Origin of the sequence: Lentzea sp., from assembly GCF_036380075.1 — a bacterium.
Taxonomy (GTDB): Bacteria; Actinomycetota; Actinomycetes; order Mycobacteriales; family Pseudonocardiaceae; genus Lentzea.
Genome location: NZ_DASVFL010000083.1, coordinates 1 through 22,646 on the forward strand (window position 1 = coordinate 1; position 22,646 = coordinate 22,646).

Below are 22,646 nucleotides of genomic sequence, written 5' to 3' on the forward strand. Positions count from 1 at the left end.
GTTGTCGACGACCTCGCCGATCACCTTGTCCTTGCTCGCGAGCGTGCTGGTCAGCGACGCCGTGTGCTGGAGCAGGCTGTCGATGGTGCTGCCCTCTCCCTGCAGCACCTGGATGATCTCGAACGACAGCTTGTTCACGTCCTCCGGCGACAGCGCCTGGAAGAGCGGCTTGAAGCCGTTGAACAGCACGGTGAGGTCGAGCGCGGGCTTGGTGCGGTCCAGCGGGATGGTGCCGCCCCGAGGCAGTACGGCTTTCGTGTCGCCGGTGCCGGACTCCAGCGCGATGTAGCGCTGCCCCACCAGGTTGCGGTACTTGATGGTCGCCGTCACCGACTCGGGCAGCTTGCGGTCGCCGTCGATCGAGAACTCGACCTCGGCGGTCTTGCGGTCGACCACCTTGATGCCGTCGACCTGACCGACCCGGACGCCGGCGATGCGGATGTCGTCGCCCTCGTTCAACGCAGTGACGTCGGTGAACCGGGCCTTGGAGTCGGTGGCGCCCGCCAGGTTCACGTTGGCGATGGTCACCGCGAGCAGCGTCGTGGCGAGGATCGTGACGACGGCGAAGGTGATCAGCTTGAGCAGCGGGGCGAGCACGCCTTTCACTTGACCGTCACCTCCGTTCCGCGGACCAGAGGACCGAGCAGCAGGCTCGACCAGCCGGGCATCTCCTGCGGGTCGACGCCGACGCGCGGGCCGAACAGCGCCGCGATCAGCCTGGCCTCCTCCGGCGAGTTCGCGAGGTTGGCGGCGTCCTGCGCGGACGAGGGGATGGTGGCGCCGGGCGGCAGCACGCCGTCGTTGGCGGAGCGGGCGGGCGCGGGCGAGCTGGAGCCGTCCTGCACCGGGCCCTCCGGCGGGTACTGCGGGAACGGGTTCGGCCGCGGCACGAGGTCGTAGCAACGTGCGCCGCGCTTGTCCTTGTACTCGGGCTCGTCGAGGTTGGGCTTGTACTTGCCGCGGTTCTGCGTGATCTCCAGCGTGAGGTGCAGGCCGGGCTTGTCGGTTCCGGCGCCGAACGCCTTGCTGATGATCGGCTCGAACTCCGCGAGGCCCTTGAGCAGGCAGGGGTACTCGGGCGCGTACTTGGCCAGCAGCTCCAGCGTCGGGCGGCTGGTGTCGGCGAGGTTGATGATGTTGTTCTTGTTGACCGTGACGAAGCTCGTGAGGTCCTGCGACGTCGTGGTCAGCGTCCCGTAGAGCGACAGCAGGTTGTCGCGCTGCTCGACGATCGTCTTGGTCGTCGTGGTCATGTCGTTGAGCGCCTGCAGCAGGTCTGGCGCCGCGTCGGCGTAGACGTTCGAGACGTCCGCGAGCCGGGAGATGTTCTCCTTCAGCGCGGGCAGCTGCGGGTTGAGCTCGCCGAGGTAGGAGTCGAGCGACACCAGCGTCTCGCCGAGCGGCTTGCCCCGGCCGTCGAGGGCCTGCGACAGCGCCGTCAGCGTGGTGGCGAGCTTCTCCGGCTGGATCGCCTGCAGCACCGGCATCAGGTTCTCCAGCACGCGTTCCAGCTCGATCGCGCTGCTGGTGCGGTCCTGCTCGATGACCGCGCCCTCCCTGATGGCGGCCTGCTTCTGCTGCGGCAGCACGAGGTTGACGTACCGCTCGCCGAACAACGTCTTGGGCAGCAGGCGCGCGCTGACGTTGCCGGGGATCTGCTCGACCTTGTCCGGCAGCAGCGCGAGCTCCAGCTCGGCGCCGTCGCCGCTGGTGCGGACGGCCTTCACCGACCCGACGATGAGCCCGCGGACCTTGACGTCGCTCGCGGTCTGCAGCTGGTTGCCGATGTGGTCGGTCTTGAGCGTGACCTTCACGTAGTCGCTGAAGGCGTCCTTGTAGAGCGCCACCGTGAGGGACAGGAACATGGCGATCGCGAGGAGGAAGGCGATGCCCAGCACGCGCTTCTTCATCCGGCGATCCTCACCGTCGTGGTCGCGCCCCAGATCGCGAGGCTGAGGAAGAAGTCGAGCAGCGCCGTCGTGACGATCGCGGTCCGCACCGCGCGCCCGACCGCGACGCCGACACCGGCGGGGCCACCCGAGGCCCGGTAGCCGTAGTAGCAGTGGGTCATGATGATCACGACCGCGAAGACCAGGACCTTGCCGAACGACCAGAGCACGTCGATCGGCGGTAGGAACAGGTTGAAGTAGTGGTCGTAGGTGCCCGCGGACTGCCCGTAGAACTCCACGGTGATCGTTCTGGCCGCGAGGTAGCTCGTCAGCAGGCCGATCACGTACAGCGGGATGATCGCGACGAACCCGGCGATGATCCGCGTGGTGACGAGGAACGGCAGGCTGGGGATGCCCATGACCTCCAGCGCGTCGATCTCCTCGGAGATCCGCATGGCGCCGAGCTGGGCGGTGAAGCCGGAGCCGACCGTCGCGCTCAGGGCGAGACCGGCGACGAGCGGCGCGATCTCGCGGGTGTTGAAGTAGGCGGACACGAAGCCGGCGAACGCGCTCGTGCCGATCTGGTTGAGGGCCGTGAAGCCCTGCAGACCGACGACCGTGCCCGTGAAGACGGACAGGCCGACCATCACGCCGATCGTGCCGCCGATGACCGCGAGTGCCCCCGACCCGAAGCTGACCTCGGCCAGCAGCCGCAGCGTCTCCTTGGAGTACCGCTTCAGCGCGCGCGGGGTCCAGGCCAGCGCCTTGAGGTAGAACGCCAGCTGGTCACCGAAACCGTCCAGAGTGGACAGCGCCTTGTTCGCCATCAGCTCCCCTTCGCGGGCACGACCTGGAGGTAGATCGTGGTGAGGACGAAGTTGACGAAGAACAGCAGCAGGAACGTGATGACCACGGCCTGGTTGACCGCGTCACCGACGCCCTTCGGCCCGCCCGCCGGGTTGAGCCCCCGGTAGGCGGCCACGATGCCCGCGATGAACCCGAAGATCAGCGCCTTGATCTCGCTGATCCACAGGTCGGGCAGCTGCGCCAGCGCGCTGAAGCTCGCGAGGTAGGCGCCGGGCGTGCCGTCCTGCATGATCACGTTGAAGAAGTACCCGCCGAGCACACCGACGACGCTCACCATGCCGTTGAGCAGCACGGACACCAGCATCGCCGCCAGCACCCGCGGCACGACCAGCCGGTGGATCGGCGAGACGCCGAGCACTTCCATCGCGTCGATCTCTTCGCGGATCTTCCGCGACCCGAGGTCCGCGCAGATCGCACTGCCGCCGGCACCCGCGATGAGCAGTGCCGTCACGATCGGGCTGGCCTGCTGGATGATCGCGAGCACGCTGGCCGCACCCGTGAACGACTGCGCGCCGATCTGCCTGGTGAGGCTGCCGAGCTGCAACGCGATGACCGCGCCGAACGGGATCGACACCAGCGCCGTCGGCAGCACCGTGACGCTGACGATGAACCAGCTCTGCTGGATGAACTCGCGCAGCTGGAACGGCCGCCGGAACGACGTCCGCACGACGTCGATCCCGAGCTGGCACAGCTTCCCGGTCTCGCGCAGCGCACCGGCGCCGGGAAAGGTCGTCGGCGTGCTCACAGCACACCACCTCGCCGCGGCCAGGGGCTGGGCGCGGGAGCCGCGACCGGCGTCCCGACGTGCACGCCGTACCGCATCTGCTCCTCGGCCGTGAGGCTCGCGATGATCCCCTGCTGGGCCTCGTCCGGCAGCTGGTGGATGATCGACATGACCCGGTCCTTGCGCCTGCGCACGGCATCCCGGTACGGCAGCCCCGGCGTCGGCTCCAGCTGCGGCACCACCCCGCGCATGTCCTCGTCGGGCGACCCGTCGGAGTGCCCGGCGTCCGCGTGCGCCTGCTCCGCGGCCATGGTGGCCTGGTCCTTCTCCTCGGACATGCCGATGGGCCCGAGCCGCCGCCCGTTGAGGAACTGCTCGACCACGGGCTCGTCACTGGTCAGCAACACCTCACGGGGCCCGAACATGACGAGCTCGCGCCGGAACAGCATGCCGAGGTTGTCCGGCACGGTCCGCGCGATGTTGATGTTGTGCGTGACGATCAGGATGGTCGCGTCGATCTGGGCGTTCAGGTCGATCAGCAACTGGCTCAGGTAGGCCGTGCGCACCGGGTCCAGACCCGAGTCCGGCTCGTCGCACAGGATGATCTCGGGATCGAGCACCAGCGCTCGCGCCAGCCCGGCGCGCTTGCGCATACCGCCGGAGATCTCACCGGGGAGCTTCTTCTCCGCACCGACGAGACCGACCATCTCCATCTTCTCGAGGACGATCCGGCGAACCTCGGCCTCGGTCTTGCGGGTGTGCTCGCGCAGCGGGAACGCGATGTTGTCGTAGAGGTTCATCGACCCGAACAACGCGCCGTCCTGGAACAGCACGCCGAACATCTTCCGGATCTCGTAGAGCCTGCTCTCAGAGCACCGCACGAGGTCCGTGCCGTTGATGACGATCTTGCCCTGCTCCGGCTTGAGCAACCCGACCAACGACTTCAGGAACACGCTCTTGCCCGTACCGGACGGCCCGAGCATCACGCTGACCTCACCCGGCGGCAACGTGAGCGTGACGTCCTGCCAGATGGTCTGCTTGCCGAAGGACTTGGTCAGACCCTCGACGACCACCTCGACACCCATCCACGCACCTCCGCACACGCCCGGACGCCGTGGCGATCGGCGTCACACTGGGGCAACGAGTTCGTTCGCGGCAGGTTACTCACCAGTTGGCCTAACACCGGTTGCGTTCAGATAACAGCACGCAGCGTGACCTCGCAAAACGGGACCAAGCGCCTGGACCACCCCACGACAACCGGGATTTCCGAGACCGATGTGACTCCAAACACAGAGCACCACAGTCCATCGGCGAAGCCAAGGCACCCCACCAAGGGCGATGCGAAGCGAGCCGAAAAGACCCCCGCACTTCCAAGCGACGCCGAAGGCGAGCCGTCACCCCTTACGCCGATCAGAGCCGGTGAACCCACCCGTTCTTGTGCGATTGGGGCTTGACTTTGGGTGCGAGGTGCTACCCATCTCGGGCTCGGCCGGTCGCGAAGCGTCCGGCCGTTTTCCGGCCGACCACAGCGCCTCGCAAGGGCCCCGAAGTCAAGCCCCAATCGCGGATCGTCGCGCAGCGGCGATGAACCCCGCTCTTTCGTCCGAGGTGCACGCCCCCGCTGGAACAGGAACAGCCCAACGCAACAGGCCCACGCTGGAAGCCCACACGGCCCAAAAACCAAAAACCGGGGACGCCCCGAAACGGAGACGTCCCCGGCGCCGAGACCGACAACCTCAACCAGCGGCCTTGGCCGCCCTCCGGTCAGCCGCGTCGAGCACGGCCCGGATCCAGTCGAGCTCCTCGGTCCCGCAGGCCCCCTCGGCCGCGGCCCTGCGCAACCGCACCCACAGCCCGAGGTCGGTCCACTCCTGGAACCGCCGGTGCACGGTGGGCACGGTGACGCCGAACGAAGCGGGCAGGTGCCTCCAGGCACAGCCCGACGAAAGCACGAACACGATCGCGGTGAACACGGACCGGTTGCACACACGGCCGCGGCCACCGCCCTGGCGGCGGACCTTGGCCGGCGGGATGAGCGGCTCGACGACGGCCCACAGGTTCGCCGACACGAGGCGGGCGGAGAGCTGGTCGATGACGTCGCCGCGGGCGCTGTCGGCGGCGCGCTCCGGCCACACCGGGGTGCGGGTCCAGGAGTCCTGCCGCGGCGCCGGGTCGGCGGGCCGGGCGTCCTGGCGGAGGGACTCGGCGCGCTGGCGGGAGCGGAGCAGGGTCGCGAGGGCCGTCTCCTCGGCCGGCGTGCGGCGCTGGGGGACGGCGTAGCCCTGGTGCTGCTGGACGCCGCGGGCGATCTCGGCGCCCACGGTGCGGCGGAACGAGGTGTTCGCCGCCAGGCGCGGGTCGACCGGCTGGCCGTAGCGGACCGGGACCTGGCCCTGGCGCGGGGCGCCGGGACGCGGGGGCACCTGGCGGGGCGGGACCTGCCGCGCCGACCGCGGGTCCGGGGTGCGAGCGAACTGCGAGTCGGTCATGGTGTGGTCCTCCGCCAGGACTTTTCCGTCAGGTGACAGCGCTCACCGTAAGAAGGCGGTCACGCACTGGTAAGTGGCGCGGCGGGTCGGGGCGGTGAACGGCCGTGCGGCGGCGACGCACGGCCCGCCCAGTTGAGACGAGTGGCGCACTGTCTGCGACGAACGGATAACCGGTCGTGGCATCCGTCCCACGATCGAGTGGTACCCCGATGACCACGCAGTGGACACCTCCGGCGGTGGTCGTCGCGGCGTTGACGCTCGGGTTACCGTTCGAAGGTGAAGCTTTGGGCCACCAGCGACCTGCACGTCTCCTACCAGGACAACCGCGACGTGGTGGCGGCGATCGAGGCACCGGACCCCGCGGACTGGCTGATCGTCGCCGGCGACATCGGCGAGAAGTTCGCCGCCGTGGAGTGGACGCTCACCCAGCTCAGCGGCAGGTTCGCCCAGGTCGTCTGGTCGCCGGGCAACCACGAGCTCTGGACCACCAAGGACGACCCCAACCAGGCGCGCGGCGAGATGCGCTACAAGCAGCTCGTCGAGCTGTGCCGCGGCCTCGGCGTGCTCACGCCGGAGGACCCCTACGCCGTCTTCGAGGGCGAGCGGGGGCCGGTCACCGTCTGTCCACTGTTCCTGGGGTACGACTACTCCTTTCGGCCACCGGGTGCCACGGACGTGGAGTCGGCTCTGACCATCGCGCGCGACGCCGGGGTGGTGTGCACGGACGAGTACTTCCTGCACCCGGACCCGTACCCGTCCCGCGAGGCGTGGTGCCGAGCGCGGGTGGCCGAGACCGAGGCCCGGCTCGCGGCGGTCACCGGTCCGACCGTGCTGGTCAACCACTACCCGCTGGTCCGCGACCCCACGTTCGTGCTGCGCTACCCGGAGTTCGCGCTCTGGTGCGGCACGACGCTGACCGCCGACTGGCACAAGCGGTTCGACGTGGTCGAGATGGTCTACGGGCACCTGCACATCCCCCGCACGACGCACTACGACGGCGTGCGCTTCGACGAGGTCTCGCTCGGCTACCCGCGCGAGTGGAAACCGCGCGGCACCACCAGGGTGAAGCTGCACGACGTGCTGCGGGAGTCGTAGAGGTGCTGGAACAACTCCTCCCCCCGCCCATCGCGGCCGTGGAGCGCTACGACGACGACCAGCCGGCCGACCTCTTCCCCGAGGAGGAGGCGCTGGTCGCCAAGGCGGTGCCCAAGCGGCGGTCCGAGTTCGGCTCGGCCCGTGCATGCGCCCGCGACGCGATGCGGCGCCTCGGCGTCGAGCCCGTCGCGATCCTGTCCGGCCCGAAGCGCGAGCCGCAGTGGCCGGAGGGGCTCGTCGGCAGCCTCACGCACTGCGCCGGCTACCGGGCCGCTGCCCTCGCGCGCGTCACCGACTTCCGGACCATCGGGATCGACGCCGAACCGCACGCGCCCGCGCCGGAGGGCGTGCTGGACGCGATCGCGGTGCGGGCGGAGCTCGACCGGATGCCGCGGCTGACCGCAGAGGACCCGAAGATCTGCTGGGACCGGTTGCTCTTCAGCGCGAAGGAGTCGACCTACAAGGCCTGGTTCCCGGTGACGCGGCGGTGGCTGGGCTTCGAGGACGCCGACATCACGCTGGCCGCCGACGGCACGTTCCACTCCCGCATCCTGCTGCCCGACAGCCCGGTCGCCGGGTTCGACGGCCGCTGGCTGGTGCAGGGCGACGTCCTGGTGACGGCCATCGCGGTGCCCGCCTGACGCCCAGGCCGGAAGTCCAGGGTGTCAGGCTTGATCAACCGGGGTAAGGAGTGGTGGGCTTAGCCCTCGACCGCCGGGAGGCCACCATGGGCGAGGACGTCGCGAAGCACGAGTTCACGCGCGAGGACCGCACGCGGTACCGCACCAAGGTGCGCCGGTGCCTCGACGTGTTCGCGCGCATGCTGCGGGAGGCGCGGTTCGACTTCGAGCGGCCGATGACCGGTCTCGAGATCGAGATCAACCTCATCGACGAGCGCGGCGACCCGGCGATGAAGAACCACGAGGCGCTGAAGGTCATCGACGACCCCGACTTCGTGACCGAGCTGGGCCAGTGGAACATCGAGATCAACGTGGCCCCGCGCCGCCTCGCGGGCGGCGGCATCACGTCGTTCGAGGAGACCGTCCGCCGCAGCCTGAACTCCGCGGAGGAGAAGGCGCGCGAGGTCGGCGCCCACATGGTCATCAACGGCATCCTGCCCACGCTGCGCCCCGGTGACATCTCCCCCGACCTGCTCTCCGGCAACCCGCGCTACGCCCTGCTCAACGAGCAGGTGCTGGCCGCGCGCGGCGAGGACCTGCAGATCAACATCGACGGCGTCGAACGCCTGCACCTCACGTCCAGCTCGATCGTGCCCGAGGCGGCCTGCACCAGCACGCAGCTGCACCTGCAGGTGTCGCCGGAGCAGTTCCCCGCCTACTGGAACGCCGCCCAGGCCATCGCGGGCGTGCAGGTGGCGGTCGGCGCGAACTCGCCGTTCTTCCTCGGCAAGGAGCTGTGGCGCGAGACCCGCATCGCGCTGTTCCAGCAGGCGACCGACACCCGCGGCGACGAGCTGAAGGCCCAGGGCGTGCGCCCGCGCGTGTGGTTCGGCGAGCGGTGGATCAACTCGATCTTCGACCTGTTCGAGGAGAACGTCCGCTACTTCCCCGCCCTGCTGCCCATCACCGACGAGGAGGACCCGCTCGCCGTGCTCGACAAGGGCGACACGCCCTCGCTGAGCGAGCTGAAGCTGCACAACGGCACCATCTACCGGTGGAACCGGCCCGTGTACGACGTGGTGCGCGACAAGCCGCACCTCCGCGTCGAAAACCGGGTGCTGCCCGCCGGTCCGACCATCGTCGACACGCTCGCCAACGCGGCGTTGTACTTCGGGCTGGTGCGGGCGTTGGCCGAGGACGAGCGTCCGCTGTGGTCCCAGATGAGCTTCCAGGCCGCCGAGGAGAACTTCAACGCCGCCTCCCGGAACGGGATGGACGCGCAGATGTACTGGCCTGGGGTCGGGACCGTGCCGGTGGTGGAGCTGGTGTTGCGGCGGCTCCTCCCCCTCGCGCACGAGGGGTTGATCCGGTGGGGTGTCGACTCGGCCGAACGCGACCGGCTGCTCGGGGTGATCGAGCAGCGGTGCCTCTCCGGCGTCAACGGGGCCACCTGGCAGGCCCGGGAGTTCCACCGGCACTATGACCACTCGCACATGGACCGTTCGGACGCGTTGCGGACCATGCTGCGGACCTACGTGGATCTGATGCACGCCAACGAGCCCGTGCACACCTGGCCGGTCACCGGGTGATCAGCCGGGTCGACCCGTGGGCCGTCCGCGGGCGCCCGAACACCTGAACAGACAGCAGGGGCCGGTGCGGTTCGCGCACCGGCCCCTGCCCGTGCCGGGAAATTCGCGCGACCGTACCAAGCCGGGTGAGGCATCCTCAGGGCCTGATGGAGATCGCCTGCGACGAGTCTGGGTCCGAGGGCGAGAAGCTCGTCGGCGGCGTCACCTCGGTCTTCGCGCACGCCGGCGTCAGCTTCACGCGCGAGGAGGCGTCCGCGTGCGTCGCGTCGCTGCGCGAGATGATCAGGTCACCGGCGCTGGAGTACAAGGCGAACCACCTGCTGCGCCGCAAGAACCGGTGGGTGCTGCTGTGGTTCCTCGGGCCGGACGGCCCGCTCGCCGGCAGGGCGCGCGTGCAGCTCGTGGACAAGCGGCGGTTCCTGGCCGCGCGGGTGCGGGCGGAGTTCGGCGCGGTGAGCGGGCCGTTGGAGCTGTACAACGACCTGCTGCGGGCTCGTGGGCCGCGCGGGGCGCTCGACCCGTTGTTCCCGGCGATCCTGCGTGCGGTGACCCAGTGGAGCGGCCCGGTGTCGATCGTGCACGATCAACAGTTGTCGCTGACCGACGCACGCATCCGGCAGCTGAAGAAGCTGGCGCCCCGGCTGCGGAGCCTGACGCTGGTCGACTCGCAGCACGACGCACGGGTGCAGGTCGCCGACTTCCTGGCGGGGATCGCACGCCGGGTGGCCGAGGAAGAGCTCAACGGAAGACCAGACCGAGAGGTGATCGAGTTGCTGATGCCGTTCGTCGTCGGACCAGGGATGTGGCCGGGGACGTGGAATGCCTGACGCGATCTTCGCCGACTCCCGGCTCGCGAAGCTGTACGACGCGTTCGACGGGCCGCGGGACGACCTGGACCTGTACCTCGCGCTGGCGGACGAGGTGGGTGCCCGGTCCGTCCTCGACGTCGGCTGCGGCACCGGGTGCCTCGCGACGTTGCTGGCCTCCACCGGGCGGTCGGTCGTCGGCGTGGACCCGGCGCTGGCGTCGCTGCAGATCGCCCGCGCCAAGGACGCCAGGGTCACCTGGATCCACGGTGACGCGACGACCCTGCCCGAGCTCCAGGTCGACCTCGCGACGATGACGGGGAACGTCGCGCAGGTGTTCCTCGGCGACGACTGGGAGGCGACCCTGCGGGGTGTGCACGCCGCGCTGCGCCCCGGCGGGCACCTCGTGTTCGAGACGCGGCGGCCGGAGCGGCGGGCGTGGGAGGACTGGTCGCGGGTGCAGCCACGGGTGCGCAGCGGGGTCCGCGAACAGCTTGAGCTGCTGAACGTGAGCCTGCCGTTCGTCTCGCTGCGCCACAACTACCGGTTCCCGGACGGCACGGTGGTCACCTCGGACTCGACCCTGCGGTTCCGCTCGGGTCCCGAGATCGAGAAGAGCCTCAGGACGAGCGGGTTCGAGGTCGTGGACGTCCGCGACGCCCCTGACCGGCCCGGCCGGGAGCTCGTGTTCGTGGCGCGGCGCGTCAGCTGACGAGTGCGGGCTGCTTCCAGGCCCGCACCAGCCACGGCAGGACCAGCGGCAGCCGGTCGGCCACGATGTCGTGCAGCACCAGGACCATCCGCCCGGACCGCCGCGGTCCGGCGTCGAGCCACACGACGTGCATCAGCACGCCGGCCTGCAGGTCGAGGCCCGCCTCCGCCTCCGCGAGGGCCGCGGGGGTGGCGGTGACGGGGTCGGTGACCTCGTGGTGGGCGAAGCCGGAGCGGCACAGCTCGGGATGCAGTTCCACCAGGGACTCCATGGCCGCGGCCAGGCGTCCGACGCCCAGCCCGGCCCGAACCTGCACCGTCATCGCTCTCACGTTAGGAGAGCCTAACCTAGGTTCCACGACGGGTCGTCGACTGAGTCCCACGACACGGTCCGGCCGGATCGGGTCGTGGGGGACCTCAGTAGCCGTCGCCTCCCCAGAACTGCTCCTCCAGCGTGTCCGCCGTGCCGGCGAGCAGCTGGAGCGGGTCGGTGAACTCGTGGATGTCCAGGTCGGCCAACGGCAGCGAGTGCCGCACGACCACGTGCTCCCCCATGATCGCGAGACCGCACGCGACCGTGGAGTTGCCGACCTCCTCCAGCACCGCGCGGAGGTCCACCTGCGAGGCCAGCCCGCACGGGGAGGCGATCTGCACCCACTCGTGCATCTTGTCGAGCACTTCCCTGACGACGATCACGACCTGCGTGCGTTCGTCGTCGCCCTCGTCCACGTCCCCGAAGGTGAAGAGGATCCTCAGCTCTTCGCCGTCGTCGTGGATGACGTCGTACTCGGCGCGGACGTAATCCGCGAGGTCTCCCCAACTCGCCATGGCGCAACCCTACTGGCCGCGATGGCCCACAGCCCGACGACCAGCACGGCGCCGACCTCGGCCACGAGCAAGATCCTCTCGGTGTAGCCCAACGGGAACACGCGCCACCACCGAACGCCGGACGTCATGCCCACCGCAATGGCGTACAGGATCGGCATGAACGCGACAACGCTCAACAAACCGGACGCCATCGTCCACCTGGCGTGTCGCCCCCACACGGCGTGCCGTAGCCACGGCCGCGCGAGCGCGATGACCGCGATCGGCAGGCTCACGAACGCGAGCATGCTCCCGAACCGGTGGATGCTGCCGCTCATCTCGTTGGTGCCCATCGCCCAGTTCGTCTTCGGGAACGCCACCACGAGCAGCAGGCCCACCGACCACAGCACGAGCGCCACCGACCCCGGCGACCGCCACCGGGCCAGCCCGCGGTGGACGAGCGCCGTCAGGATCGCGAGCGAGCCGAACGCGAGGAGCAGCACGGCCACGTCGAAGACCAGCCGGTGCTCGCCCAGCGCGTACTCGCTGATCGTGCGGCGCAGCGGCCCGACGTTCAGGTCGAGCAGCCCGACCATGGCCACCGTGGCGACGACGGCGAGTGAACCGCCGGCGGCGGCGAGTCGAGGAATCAGCACATAACGGTCAACGCTCGCGTGCGGGCGAGGGGTTCCGGCATTCAGGGAACCGACAGGAACCGCTCAGCCCAGGACGCTCCCGCAGGTGATGTTGACCTGCGCGCCCGTGATCGTGCGGCCCCAGTCCGACGCCGCGAACAGCGCCGCCCTGCCGACGTCCTCCAGCGTCGCCACCCTGTTCAGCGGTGACCGGCGGAGCATGTCCGGCTCGACCACGCCGCGGAAGTCCTCCGGGACGGACTCGGGCACGCCCGCCGTCTGCAACGTGACGACGCGGACGCCGTGCGGCCCGAGCTCCACGGCGAGCTGGCGGCGCATCGACTCGACCGCGTCGAACGCGGCGAGCAGCCCGCCGAGCTGCCACTCCCGGTGCGCGGAGGGGTCGCCGGTGCCGCCGAAGAACAGGATGACGCCGGACTTCTGCCTGGTCATGTGGCGTGCGGCCGCCCTGGCGGTGAGGAACTTCGACCGGACGGCCGAGACGACGGGGCTGAGGTAGTCCTCGACGCTCATCTCGACCATCGGCGTGCCCTGGACGTCGTTGTCGGTCGTGACGTTGACGGAGATGTCCAGGCGCTCGAACGTGGCGGCGTGCTCGTCCACGGCCCGCTCGTCGAGGGCGTCGACCACGGCGTACCGCGCACCGAGCTGCTCGGCTCTGGCCTTGAGCGTCGCCTCGGTCCGCCCCGCGAGGTGCACCTCGGCCCCCGCCGCCGCGAACGCCGCGGCGATGGCGCCGCCGATGCTGCCCGCGCCGCCGTAGATGACCGCGGTCTTCCCGTCGAGGTTCATCGCTTCACCGGTCATGGCCCGAGACGATAACTCCTATTCGAGCGCTACGGCCGCTTCTTCCTCGACCGCGCGGGCCACTGCGTTGAGCGCCGGCGAGTCGAGCTTCCACTGCTGCCAGTACAGCGGCACGGACACCGTCCGGCCCGGCGCGAGGTCGACCAGGCCGTCCTGCAGCTGCTGCGGTGGCACCATCCCCCAGCCCAGGCCCGCGACGATCGCCCGCACGTACACCTCGGACGACGGCACGTAGTGGCGGTGGTCGGACGCGCCGCGGCCGCGGGTCAGCGTGCGCACGAACCGGTCCTGCAGGTCGTCGTTGCGGTCGAACACGACCACCGGCGCCCGCGGCAGCCACGACTTGAGCGGCCCGTCCTCGTAACGGTCCACAAAGGACCGCGTGGCCATCGCCGCGTACCGGATGTGGCCGAGCCGGCGGACCTCGCAGCCCGCAACGGGTTCCCGCGACGACGTCACCGCCGCCATCACCAGGCCCTGGCGCAGCAACGCCGTCGTGTGGTCCTGGTCCTCGCGGTGGAGGTCGAACGAGATCCTCGGCTCCGGCGGGACCCGTTGCAGCGCGGGCAGGAACCACGTGGCGAGCGAGTCGGCGTTCACCGCGATCGGCACGCGCACGACGGCGTCCTCGCCGAGCGCCGCGTCGAGGTCCTGGTCGAGGGCGAGCAGCTGCCGGCCGTAGCGGACCAGCACCTCGCCGGACGGGGTGAGCCGGACCGGCCGGGCGCGCACGAGCAGCACCCGGCCGGTGCGCTGCTCCAGAGCCTTGATCCGTTGCGAGACAGCGGAAGGCGTGACGTGCAGCGCGGTGGCTGCCGCGTCGAACGTGCCCGCGTCGACGACCGCGAGCAGCGTGCGCACCAGGTCGAGATCCATCACGAGCGCTAATGCTACGTAAGAATCTTTAGCTGGTCTCATCAAGAACGCGTGAATACCGTCGGAGGGGTGACTGACCTGTTCCTCGGCTTCGGCACCATGATGACCCTCATCGTCGCGATCGGCGCGCAGAACGCTTTCGTGCTGCGCCAAGGACTCCGGCGCCAGGCCGTGGCGAAGGTGGTCGCCGTGTGCGCCGTCTCGGACGCGATCCTCGTCGCGGTGGGCGTCGCCGGGTTCGGGGCGATCGTCCGCAGGTGGCCGTCCGTGATCACCGCCGCCGCGGTCGTGGGCGGGATCTTCCTGCTGGGCTACGGTTTCCTCGCCGCGCGGCGGGCGTTGCGGCCGTCCGCGCTGACCGCCTCCGGCGAGGCGTCGGGCCGCCCCGTGCTCACCGCGCTCGCGCTGACGTGGCTCAACCCGCACGTCTACCTCGACACGCTGCTGCTCCTCGGCTCGATCGCGGCCGGCCGGTGGCTCTTCGGGATCGGCGCGGTCACCGCGAGCGTCACCTGGTTCGTCGCGCTCGGGTTCGGCGCGCGCCTGCTCAGCCCGCTGTTCGCGAGGCCCCGCGCGTGGCGGGTGCTGGACGGCGTGATCGCCGCCGTGATGACCGTCCTCGGAGTGGTGCTGATCGCCGGAGCGTGACGCGCGCATGTTGGGTGGTGATCAAGCAGCCACCACCACATGTAGTATCTGCCGCGCTGGTGGTTCACCGGCCCGGAGCACCGGGCGAGTGAGGCAAGAGGGAACCCGGTGGAAGTCCGGGACTGCCCCGCAGCGGTGAGTGGGAACGAAAGCCGTCAACGAAGCACTGGGGTCCGCCCTGGGAAGCGACGGCCGGTAGGAGCGTGCCCGGCGCCCACGAGTCCGAAGACCTGCCACCGGTGTGCGCGCAAGCCTGCGCGCACCACACGGTGCCCCGAGGGAGGGCGGCTGTGTGCACCGGTGGCGCGCGTCCGCTGGTGCGCGCACGCGTTTCCTCGGGCTTGCTCGCGAGGAGAGAGCGTGCCCGACCGCCCACCAGCGCTGGATCGACTGTCCGAGGTCGTCCACGAAGCGTGTGCCGACCTGCCCAACGCCTCGGCGGAGGCAGTCCTGGCCGAGACCAAGCGCAACCTCTACGACGGCATCACCGACGCCGAACTGGCGCTGGCGCCGATCATGGCCGCCCGCACGATGGTCGAACAGGACCCGGACTACTCCTCCGTCAGCGCCCGGCTGCTGCTGGACAAGCTGCGCGCCGAGGCCTGCGGCGTCCCGCTGACGCACGCCGAGATGACCGAACGCTACCCGTCGTACTTCGCCTCGTTCGTCCACCACGGCATCGGCCTGGACCAGCTCGACCCGCGGCTCGCCGGCTTCGACCTGGCCCGCCTGGGCGCCGCCCTGGACGCGTCACGCGACCTGAACTTCCAGTTCCTGGGCATGCAGACCCTGTACGACCGCTACTTCCTGCACCACGACGGCCGCCGCTACGAGCTGCCGCAGGCGTTCTTCATGCGCGTCGCGATGGGCCTCGCGCTGCAGGAGGACGACCGCGACGCCCGCGCGATCGAGTTCTACGAGCTGCTGTCGTCGTTCGACTTCATGTGCTCGACGCCGACGCTGTTCAACTCGGGCACCACACGGCCGCAGCTGTCGTCGTGCTTCCTGACCACCGTGGACGACGACCTCGCGGGCATCTTCCACGGCATCAGCAACAACGCGCTGCTGTCGAAGTTCGCCGGCGGGCTGGGCAACGACTGGACCCCGGTGCGCGGGATCGGCGCGCACATCAAGGGGACCAACGGCAAGTCGCAGGGCGTGGTGCCGTTCCTGAAGATCGCGAACGACACGGCCGTGGCCGTGAACCAGGGAGGGAAACGCAAGGGCGCGGTCTGCGCCTACCTGGAGACCTGGCACATCGACGTCGAGGAGTTCCTCGACCTGCGCAAGAACACCGGCGACGAGCGCCGCCGCACCCACGACATGAACACCGCGAACTGGGTGCCGGACGAGTTCCTGCGCCGGGTCCGCGCCGGCGGGCGGTGGACGCTCTTCTCCCCCGACGAGGTGCCGGACCTGCACGACGCGTTCGGTGACGAGTTCGCCGAGAAGTACCGCGCCTACGAGGAGAGAGCGGACAACGGCGAGATCAAGGTCTTCCGGCGTCTGCCCGCCGTCGACCTGTGGCGGCGCATGCTGACGATGCTGTTCGAGACCGGGCACCCGTGGATCACGTTCAAGGACCCGTGCAACCTGCGGTCGCCGCAGCAGCACAGCGGTGTCGTGCACTCCAGCAACCTGTGCACCGAGATCACGCTCAACACCACGGTCGACGAGGTCGCCGTCTGCAACCTGGGCAGCGTCAACCTCGCCCGGCACGTCACCGCGGACGGCATCGACCACGCGCGGCTCGCGAAGACCGTGCGGACGGCCGTGCGGATGCTCGACAACGTCATCGACGTGAACTACTACACGATCCCGGAGGCCAGGAACTCCAACCTGCGGCACCGGCCCATCGGCCTGGGGCTGATGGGTTTCCAGGACGCGCTGTTCACGCTCGGCACGCCGATGGCGTCGCAGGAGGCCGTGGAGTTCGCCGACCGCAGCATGGAGGAGATCAGCTACCACGCGATCACCGCCAGCGCCGACCTCGCCCGCGAACGCGGCGCGTACGCGTCGTTCGACGGGTCGTTGTGGAGCCGAGGGGTTCTGCCGATCGACTCCGTCGAGATCCTCGCGCGCAACCGCGGCGCCGGCGAGCTCGAAGTGAACCGCGAGTCCACCTTGGACTGGGACGCCGTGCGCGAGAAGGTCGAGCGCGGCATGCGCAACTCCAACGTCATGGCCATCGCGCCGACCGCGACGATCGCGAACATCACCGGCGTGAACCAGTCGATCGAGCCGCTGTACCGCAACCTGTACGTGAAGTCGAACATGTCCGGCGACTTCACCGTCACCAACCCCGACCTGGTGCGGGCGCTCAAGCAGCGGGGGCTCTGGGACGAGCGGATGATCTCGGACCTCAAGCTGCACGACGGCAGCCTCGGCGCGATCGACCGGGTGCCGCCGCACCTGAAGGCGTTGTACGCCACGGCGTTCGAGGTCGACAGCGCGTGGCTGGTCGAGGCGGGCAGCCGCCGGCAGAAGTGGATCGACCAAGCGCAGTCGCTCAACCTGTACCTGGCCGAGCCGAGCGGCCGCAAGCTCGACGAGCTGTACCAGCTGGCGTGGGTGCGCGGGCTGAAGACGACGTACTACCTGCGCACGCAGAGCGCGACCCACGTGGAGAAGTCCACGTTGCGGGGCACCGACGGCAAGCTCAACGCCGTCTCGCCCGTCACCGTCACCGATCCCAGCTGCTCGATCACCGACCCGGACTGCGAGGCCTGCCAGTGACCACGAACATCGAAGCCGGTGCCGGACGGGTCTCCGTCGACGACAAGGCGATGATCAACTGCCGGGCCGACGTCAACCAGCTGCTGCCGCTCAAGTACCACTGGGCGTGGGACAAGTACCTCAACGGCTGCAACAACCACTGGATGCCGACCGAGGTCTCGATGCAGGCCGACATCGGCCTGTGGAAGTCCGCCGACGGGCTGACCGACGAGGAACGCCGCATGATCAAGCGGAACCTCGGCTTCTTCGCGACCAGCGAGTCGTTGGTGGCCAACAACATCGTGCTCGCGGTCTACCGGCACCTCACCAACCCCGAGTGCCGCCAGTACCTTCTCCGCCAGGCCTTCGAGGAGGCCGTGCACACCCACACGTTCCAGTACATCTGCACCTCGCTCGGGCTGGACGAGGGCGAGCTGTTCAACATGTACCGGGAGATCCCGTCCATCACGGACAAGGCCGCGTGGGCGTTGCAGTTCACGCAGCACCTGGAGGACCCGGAGTTCAGGACGGGCACGCCGGACCGCGACCAGGCGTTCCTCAAGGACCTCGTCGCGTTCTACGTGGTGTTCGAGGGGATGTGGTTCTACACCGGCTTCGCGCAGATCCTGTCGCTCGGCCGGCGCAACAAGATGGTCGGCATCGCCGAGCAGTACCAGTACATCCTGCGCGACGAGTCGATCCACCTGAACTTCGGCATCGACGCGATCAACCAGATCAAGATCGAGAACCCGCACCTGTGGACCGGCTCGTTCCAGCAGGAGGTGCGGACCATGCTCGCCGAGGGCTGCGAGCTGGAGATCGCCTACGGCCGCGACACGATGCCGAACGGCATCCTGGGGATCAACGCCGAGCTGTGCGAGCAGTACATGCGGTTCATCACGAACCGCCGCTGCGCACAGCTCGGCCTGGAGCCGGTGTGGGGGCAGGCGGAGAACCCGTTCCCGTGGATGTCGGAGATGATGGACCTGAAGAAGGAGAAGAACTTCTTCGAGACCCGCGTCATCGAGTACCAGAACGGTGGCTCACTGGAGTGGTGACGACACCACTGCCTTGGGCAGCCCGGCCCGGTCCGCGACGGGCCAGTCCAGCGGATCGGGTCCGAGCTTGACGAGCTCGGCGACCTGGAGCCTCGACCACGGCGAGATCTCGCGCGTGCCGTCGAGGACGTCGGCGGCGAACTTGCTCCACGCCACCCGTTCGGTGGAATCGACCTCGTCCGGGTTGGGCGCGGGGTCGTCGTCGGTGAGGACCCGGAACACCGGGCACATCTCGTTCTCGACGATCCCGTCCATCTCGGCGCGGTAGCGGAAGGACGGCAGCAGCAGCTCCGGTGCGGAGACCGCCATGCCGAGCTCGTCGCGCAGCCGGCGCACCACGGCCCGGGCGATGTCCTCGCCCGGTGCCGGGTGGCCGCAGCAGGTGTTGGTCCACAGACCGGGGAACGTCTTCTTGTGCAACGCGCGCCGCGTCAGCACCGTGTTGCCCGACGAGTCGAAGACGTAGCTGGAGAAGGCGAGGTGCAGCGGGGTGTCCGCGTGGTGCACCACGGCCTTGTCCTCGACGCCGATGGCCGAACCGTCCTCGGCCAGGAGGACCACCTGTTCCACAGTCACACCCCCATGTGACCACACGCGGCCGAAGATCGGGAACTGGCGTCCGGGTGAGGGGGCTCCACCGCGCGGATAGCCGGATCCTAGGTGGCGCACGTCACCCTGGGGTCATGACTTCCCCGTTCGCTCAGGCTCACACCATGTTCCTGGTGCTGGTCAGCCCAACGGGCCAGTACTCGATCTGGCCCGCGGTGCTGCAGGTGCCCGCCGGCTGGCAGGTCGTCCACGGAGTCGCCTGCAAGCAGTCCTGCGTGGACTACGTCGACGCCCTGCGGCCGGACCTGCCGGCCGCGGCCTAGTCTCACGGCAGCAGGACCAGTTTGCCCTCGACCTCGCGGTTCTCCAGGCGGCGGTGCGCCTCGGCGGCCTGCTCCAGCGGCAGGGTGACGACCTCGGGCTCGATGGCCCCGGCCGCCAGCTGCTCGACCAGTGCCGCCATGTCCGCCCGGAAACCGGCCGGGTCCTCGTCGACCGCGCGCGCCACGGTGTGCAGGACGACGCGAGGTCCCGGCGTGAGCTTCGCCCGCAGCAGGGCTCCGATGGTGCGCGCCAGCGCGCCCGTCCTGGAGTAGCCGGCCCCGGTGGCGAAGCTGAACCCGTACGACACGACCACGCCCGACGGTGCCGTGGCACGCCGGGAGCGCGCCAGCGACGGACCGCCGACCGGGTCGAACGTGGCCGCGACCGGCACGGGTACGGCGGTCTGGTCCGCGACCCAGGTGGCACCACCGGCCTCGACGCGGCGGCGCCTGCCGGGGCTCGAGGTGCCGTAGACCGCGACTCCCGCCGCCCTGGCGATCTGGGACAGCGCCGAGCCCACCCCGCCGGCGGCTCCGAGCACCAGCACGGCCTCGCCGGGCGCCGGTTTGGCCACGCGGTGGAACATCTGCCAGGCCGTGAGGTAGTTGAGCACCAGCGCGTCGAGGAGTTCGGCGGGAGGTCCCTCCGGCAGCGGGGCGGTCCGCGCCGCCGGTGCCAGCACGTGGGTCGCGTACCCGCCGGCGCCGACCAGAGCGCCGACGCGCTGGCCGACGGTGAACTCCGCGACGCCGGCGCCCACCCGGGCGACGTGCCCGACGACGTCGAACCCCTGGACCTCCGGCAGGGCACCGGGGGTGAGGCCCCGGCGGGTCGTGACGTCGTGGAACGCCACGCCCGCGGCCTCCGTGGTGATCAGGACCTGGCCGGGGCCCGGTTCCGGCACGGGCACGGCCTCCACCCGCAGCACCTCGGGACCTCCGGTGGAGGTCAGCCGTACCCGTCTCGCGCTCGCAGCAGTGGTCATGCCGAAAATATACTTGAGAATCTCAAGGATCTACTCACGGACTTGGTCACGGTTCGGCGAGCGCCTTGGCCAGCAGGGAGTGCAGGAGCCGCTGCTCCTCGTCGGCCAGGTGGGCGAAGGGCGAGTGCCGGGCGACGACGGCGAGGAGCCGTTCGCGCACCTCGCGGCCCTCGGCGGTGAGCACCAGCGTCCGGACGCGCCCGTCGCGGGGATGGGGGCGCCGCTCGGCGAGCCCGCGATTCTCCAGCTGCGCGCTGAGCAGGCTGATGTTGGAGGGGTCGCACCGCAGCAGCACGGCCAGCTTGCGCAGCGGTTGCGGTTCGGCGGCCGGGTCGAGGACCCACAGCAGGTTCGCCGTCGGGCCGGTGAGCTCCAGCCGTTCCAGGCCGTCGTGCATCCGGCCGCCGACCTCTCCCGCCAGGGCCGTCACCTGGTACAGCAACGAGGCCGCGAGCTCGTCGATCGCCATGCGCCGAGCTTAACTTGAGGGGTTCCTGGAGTTTCTCCACGAACGAAGGCCGGCCGGAAGGGCGTCCCCGATCGGACACCCTCCCGGCCGACGTCACCGGAACTGCTCAGAGCAGCGTGATGTACCCGCGGACGGACGCGCCGCCGTGCTCGTTGTTGCCCGCGTAGGAGGCCGTGAAGCCCTGGAGCAGCGTCGACAGGCCCACCAGCAACGGCACCTGCGAGTCGCACACGGCCTTGCCGGACGCGTTGGTCGTCGCGGTGCAGAGCGGTGTGCCCTTCACGGTCTGGAACACGACCTTCTGACCGGCGACCGGCGCCCCGGTGTGCTTCTCGGTCAGCGTGGCGTTGAGGCCGCGGACCGTGAAGCCGAGGAGCCGCAGCTGGAGCAGGGCCGTGCCGGCGGCGAGCTTCGACGGGGCGGGCGGCACGAAGTTGACCGCGATGCCCACCGGGCGGACGCCGACGCCGAGGGTGGCGGTGACCGTGTTGGAGGCCGTGTCGATGACCGAGACGGTGTTGCTGTTGAAGTTCGTGACGTAGGCGGTGACGCCGTCGGGCGTGAGGGCCACGCCGATCGGGCGGTCGCCGACCACGATCTTCTGGAGCTCGGTCATGGTCGTCAGGTCGACGACGGAGACCGAGTCGAACTCGCTGTTCGTCACGTACGCGCGGGTGCCGTTCGGCGTCAGCGCGATGCCGTGCGGGGTGAAGCCGACGGCGGCGGTGCCGACGACGGTGCGCGTGGCGACGTCGATGGCGGAGACGCTGTCGGAGCCCTTGTTGACCACGTACACGCGCTTGCCGTCGGCGGAGGCCGCGATCGCGGTGGAGGTGCTGCCCACCGGGATCGTGGTGGCGACCGCGTTGGCCGTCGTGTCGATCACCGAGACGCTGCTCGGGCCGACGACGTCGTGCGTGACGTAGACGGCCTTGCCGTCGCGGGTGACGACCACGCCGTCCGGGTTCTGGCCGACGGTGATCGTCGCGGTGACCGCCAGTGTGGCCGTGTCGACCACGGACACCGTGCCGTCGCCGTAGTTCGTGACGTAGACGAAGCCGCCGCCGGGGGCGACCGCGACACCCGCCGGGTGGCTGCCGACGGGGACGGACCTGTCGACGGTGTTGGTGGGCGTGTCGATGACCGTGAGCGTGTTCTGCACGGAGTTCGTCACGTATCCGCGGGTCCCGTCGAAGGCGACCGCCGCCATGTACGGCGAGTTGCCGCCGCTGTCGGAGATCGTCTCGGTCACCGCGTTCGTGGCCGTGTCGATGACCGACACCCCACCGCCGTTGTTGGCGACGTATCCGAGGACCCGGCCGGCGGGCGCCGCCGAGGCCGGGGTCACCACCAGTGCCGTGGCGACGGCAGCAGCCATCACCAATGGACGCAACCGCATTCTGAGAGCCTCCTGGTGCGATTCATCCCGACCTGTTCAGGACATCGCGACCGGACCAGCGGGCGTTAGCCTCAACAGCCGCTTCTCGAACCAGTGGTCGGCGTAGCCGGCGTCGTTGTAGCGGTCGATCTCGGCGAACCCGTGCTTGGCGTAGAGGCTCCGCGCCTCGACGAGGTCCGCGCGCGTGTCGAGCCGCAGCACCGTCACGCCGCGGTCGAGGGCCTCCGCCTCCATCGCGGCGAGCAACGCCGACGCCGCACCTTGCCCGCGGAACGGCACGCGCACGAACATCCGGGTCAGCTCGCCCACGCCGCCGCCGAGGAACCGCATGCCGAGGCACCCCGCGTCCTCGCCGTCGCGCGACACGACGAGGAACACCGGCACGTCGTGGTCCTGCTCGTCGCGCTCGTAGGCGTCGACCTCGGCGTCCTGCGCCGGCCGTCCCCAGTAGCGGCTGATCATCTCCGCGTTGTACTCGCGGTTGAGCGGCGAACGCGCGGCGTCGGCGGCCGTGACGGTCCAGGTGGTCATGGCATCATCATCGAAAGCCCGTCCACTGTGATTCA

24 protein-coding genes, 1 pseudogene and 1 riboswitch are annotated in these 22,646 nt (G+C 69.9%); of the genes and pseudogenes, 9 read left to right on the forward strand and 16 right to left on the reverse strand.

Annotated features, from left to right (window positions below):
* The 6 genes and pseudogenes from VF330_RS10715 to VF330_RS10740 all read right to left on the reverse strand — a co-directional run.
* On the reverse strand, window positions 1-606 hold a 606-nt coding region (locus tag VF330_RS10715), incomplete at its 3' end, for an MCE family protein (protein ID WP_330851380.1).
* Window positions 603-1,910 carry an MCE family protein gene (locus tag VF330_RS10720; protein ID WP_330851381.1) on the reverse strand — a complete coding sequence of 436 codons (1,308 nt, stop codon included), beginning with the start codon at window positions 1,908-1,910 and terminating at the stop codon, window positions 603-605. The genes VF330_RS10715 and VF330_RS10720, both read right to left, overlap by 4 nt.
* Window positions 1,907-2,716 (reverse strand): MlaE family ABC transporter permease, encoded by an 810-nt coding sequence (locus VF330_RS10725; RefSeq protein WP_330851382.1) that lies wholly within the window; start codon window positions 2,714-2,716, stop codon window positions 1,907-1,909. Before VF330_RS10725 ends, VF330_RS10720 begins: the two co-directional genes overlap by 4 nt.
* A complete protein-coding gene (locus tag VF330_RS10730) occupies window positions 2,716-3,501 on the reverse strand; it encodes an ABC transporter permease (RefSeq protein WP_330851383.1) in 786 nt (261 codons plus the stop codon). Before VF330_RS10730 ends, VF330_RS10725 begins: the two co-directional genes overlap by 1 nt.
* Window positions 3,498-4,565 (reverse strand): ABC transporter ATP-binding protein, encoded by a 1,068-nt coding sequence (locus tag VF330_RS10735; protein WP_330851384.1) that lies wholly within the window; start codon window positions 4,563-4,565, stop codon window positions 3,498-3,500. The genes VF330_RS10730 and VF330_RS10735 overlap by 4 nt, the downstream gene beginning before the upstream one ends.
* 663 nt (window positions 4,566-5,228) lie before the next feature.
* Window positions 5,229-5,615, reverse strand: a pseudogene (locus VF330_RS10740) (transposase); the annotation flags it as partial.
* 630 nt (window positions 5,616-6,245) lie between these two features.
* Here VF330_RS10740 and VF330_RS10745 point away from each other — a divergent pair.
* From VF330_RS10745 to VF330_RS10765, 5 genes are all read left to right on the forward strand, one after another.
* Window positions 6,246-7,064: a metallophosphoesterase gene (locus VF330_RS10745; protein WP_330851385.1), complete on the forward strand. Its 819-nt coding sequence runs from the start codon at window positions 6,246-6,248 to the stop codon at window positions 7,062-7,064.
* A 2-nt stretch (window positions 7,065-7,066) separates the two neighbouring features.
* Window positions 7,067-7,705: a 4'-phosphopantetheinyl transferase family protein gene (locus tag VF330_RS10750; RefSeq protein ID WP_330851386.1), complete on the forward strand. Its 639-nt coding sequence runs from the start codon at window positions 7,067-7,069 to the stop codon at window positions 7,703-7,705.
* Window positions 7,706-7,791: 86 nt separating this feature from the next.
* Window positions 7,792-9,273 carry a glutamate--cysteine ligase gene (locus tag VF330_RS10755; protein ID WP_330851405.1) on the forward strand — a complete coding sequence of 494 codons (1,482 nt, stop codon included), beginning with the start codon at window positions 7,792-7,794 and terminating at the stop codon, window positions 9,271-9,273.
* A gap of 125 nt (window positions 9,274-9,398) precedes the next feature.
* The gene (locus VF330_RS10760; protein WP_330851387.1) at window positions 9,399-10,100 is read left to right on the forward strand and encodes a DUF3800 domain-containing protein; all 702 of its coding nucleotides are present in this window, start codon (window positions 9,399-9,401) and stop codon (window positions 10,098-10,100) included.
* Window positions 10,093-10,791 (forward strand): class I SAM-dependent methyltransferase, encoded by a 699-nt coding sequence (locus tag VF330_RS10765; RefSeq protein ID WP_330851388.1) that lies wholly within the window; start codon window positions 10,093-10,095, stop codon window positions 10,789-10,791. The genes VF330_RS10760 and VF330_RS10765 overlap by 8 nt, the downstream gene beginning before the upstream one ends.
* Here the strand turns inward: VF330_RS10765 and VF330_RS10770 are convergent.
* The 5 genes from VF330_RS10770 to VF330_RS10790 all read right to left on the reverse strand — a co-directional run bounded on the left by VF330_RS10770 (window position 10,784) and on the right by VF330_RS10790 (window position 13,933).
* Window positions 10,784-11,113, reverse strand: a complete 330-nt coding sequence (locus VF330_RS10770) for a hypothetical protein (protein WP_330851389.1) — start codon at window positions 11,111-11,113, stop codon at window positions 10,784-10,786. The two genes, VF330_RS10765 and VF330_RS10770, sit on opposite strands and share 8 nt — an antisense overlap.
* Window positions 11,114-11,207: 94 nt before the next feature.
* A complete protein-coding gene (locus VF330_RS10775) occupies window positions 11,208-11,618 on the reverse strand; it encodes a hypothetical protein (RefSeq protein ID WP_330851390.1) in 411 nt (136 codons plus the stop codon).
* Complete coding sequence (locus tag VF330_RS10780) at window positions 11,543-12,250, reverse strand: DUF998 domain-containing protein (RefSeq protein WP_330851391.1); 708 nt, start codon at window positions 12,248-12,250, stop codon at window positions 11,543-11,545. Before VF330_RS10780 ends, VF330_RS10775 begins: the two co-directional genes overlap by 76 nt.
* A gap of 63 nt (window positions 12,251-12,313) precedes the next feature.
* Complete coding sequence (locus tag VF330_RS10785; RefSeq protein ID WP_414675365.1) at window positions 12,314-13,057, reverse strand: SDR family oxidoreductase; 744 nt, start codon at window positions 13,055-13,057, stop codon at window positions 12,314-12,316.
* Between the two features lie 18 nt (window positions 13,058-13,075).
* The gene (locus VF330_RS10790; RefSeq protein WP_330851407.1) at window positions 13,076-13,933 is read right to left on the reverse strand and encodes a LysR family transcriptional regulator ArgP; all 858 of its coding nucleotides are present in this window, start codon (window positions 13,931-13,933) and stop codon (window positions 13,076-13,078) included.
* Window positions 13,934-14,032: 99 nt separating this feature from the next.
* On the opposite strand from VF330_RS10790, the gene VF330_RS10795 reads away from it, so the two are divergent.
* The 3 genes from VF330_RS10795 (at window position 14,033) to VF330_RS10805 (ending at window position 18,354) form a co-directional block, all read left to right on the forward strand.
* Window positions 14,033-14,581: a LysE/ArgO family amino acid transporter gene (locus tag VF330_RS10795; RefSeq protein WP_330851408.1), complete on the forward strand. Its 549-nt coding sequence runs from the start codon at window positions 14,033-14,035 to the stop codon at window positions 14,579-14,581.
* A 43-nt stretch (window positions 14,582-14,624) separates the two neighbouring features.
* Window positions 14,625-14,833: riboswitch (cobalamin riboswitch) on the forward strand.
* A gap of 108 nt (window positions 14,834-14,941) precedes the next feature.
* Complete coding sequence (locus tag VF330_RS10800; RefSeq protein ID WP_330851392.1) at window positions 14,942-17,317, forward strand: ribonucleoside-diphosphate reductase subunit alpha; 2,376 nt, start codon at window positions 14,942-14,944, stop codon at window positions 17,315-17,317.
* Window positions 17,278-18,354, forward strand: coding sequence for a ribonucleotide-diphosphate reductase subunit beta (locus VF330_RS10805; protein ID WP_414675366.1), 1,077 nt, complete (start codon window positions 17,278-17,280; stop codon window positions 18,352-18,354). Before VF330_RS10800 ends, VF330_RS10805 begins: the two co-directional genes overlap by 40 nt.
* Here VF330_RS10805 and idi read toward each other — a convergent pair.
* Window positions 18,340-18,924, reverse strand: a complete 585-nt coding sequence (gene idi, locus VF330_RS10810; RefSeq protein ID WP_330851410.1) for an isopentenyl-diphosphate Delta-isomerase — start codon at window positions 18,922-18,924, stop codon at window positions 18,340-18,342. The two genes, VF330_RS10805 and idi, sit on opposite strands and share 15 nt — an antisense overlap.
* A gap of 113 nt (window positions 18,925-19,037) precedes the next feature.
* Between idi and VF330_RS10815 the strand changes: the two genes are divergently transcribed.
* A complete protein-coding gene (locus VF330_RS10815; protein ID WP_330851393.1) occupies window positions 19,038-19,226 on the forward strand; it encodes an MbtH family protein in 189 nt (62 codons plus the stop codon).
* 2 nt (window positions 19,227-19,228) lie between these two features.
* Here VF330_RS10815 and VF330_RS10820 read toward each other — a convergent pair whose 3' ends face one another.
* The 4 genes from VF330_RS10820 to VF330_RS10835 all read right to left on the reverse strand — a co-directional run bounded on the left by VF330_RS10820 (window position 19,229) and on the right by VF330_RS10835 (window position 22,611).
* Window positions 19,229-20,212 carry a zinc-binding dehydrogenase gene (locus tag VF330_RS10820; RefSeq protein ID WP_330851394.1) on the reverse strand — a complete coding sequence of 328 codons (984 nt, stop codon included), beginning with the start codon at window positions 20,210-20,212 and terminating at the stop codon, window positions 19,229-19,231.
* A 46-nt stretch (window positions 20,213-20,258) separates the two neighbouring features.
* The gene (locus tag VF330_RS10825; RefSeq protein WP_330851395.1) at window positions 20,259-20,681 is read right to left on the reverse strand and encodes a MarR family winged helix-turn-helix transcriptional regulator; all 423 of its coding nucleotides are present in this window, start codon (window positions 20,679-20,681) and stop codon (window positions 20,259-20,261) included.
* Window positions 20,682-20,787: 106 nt separating this feature from the next.
* Window positions 20,788-22,080, reverse strand: coding sequence for a beta-propeller fold lactonase family protein (locus VF330_RS10830; RefSeq protein WP_330851396.1), 1,293 nt, complete (start codon window positions 22,078-22,080; stop codon window positions 20,788-20,790).
* A gap of 36 nt (window positions 22,081-22,116) precedes the next feature.
* Window positions 22,117-22,611, reverse strand: coding sequence for a GNAT family N-acetyltransferase (locus VF330_RS10835; RefSeq protein ID WP_330851397.1), 495 nt, complete (start codon window positions 22,609-22,611; stop codon window positions 22,117-22,119).
* Window positions 22,612-22,646 lie beyond the last annotated feature (35 nt).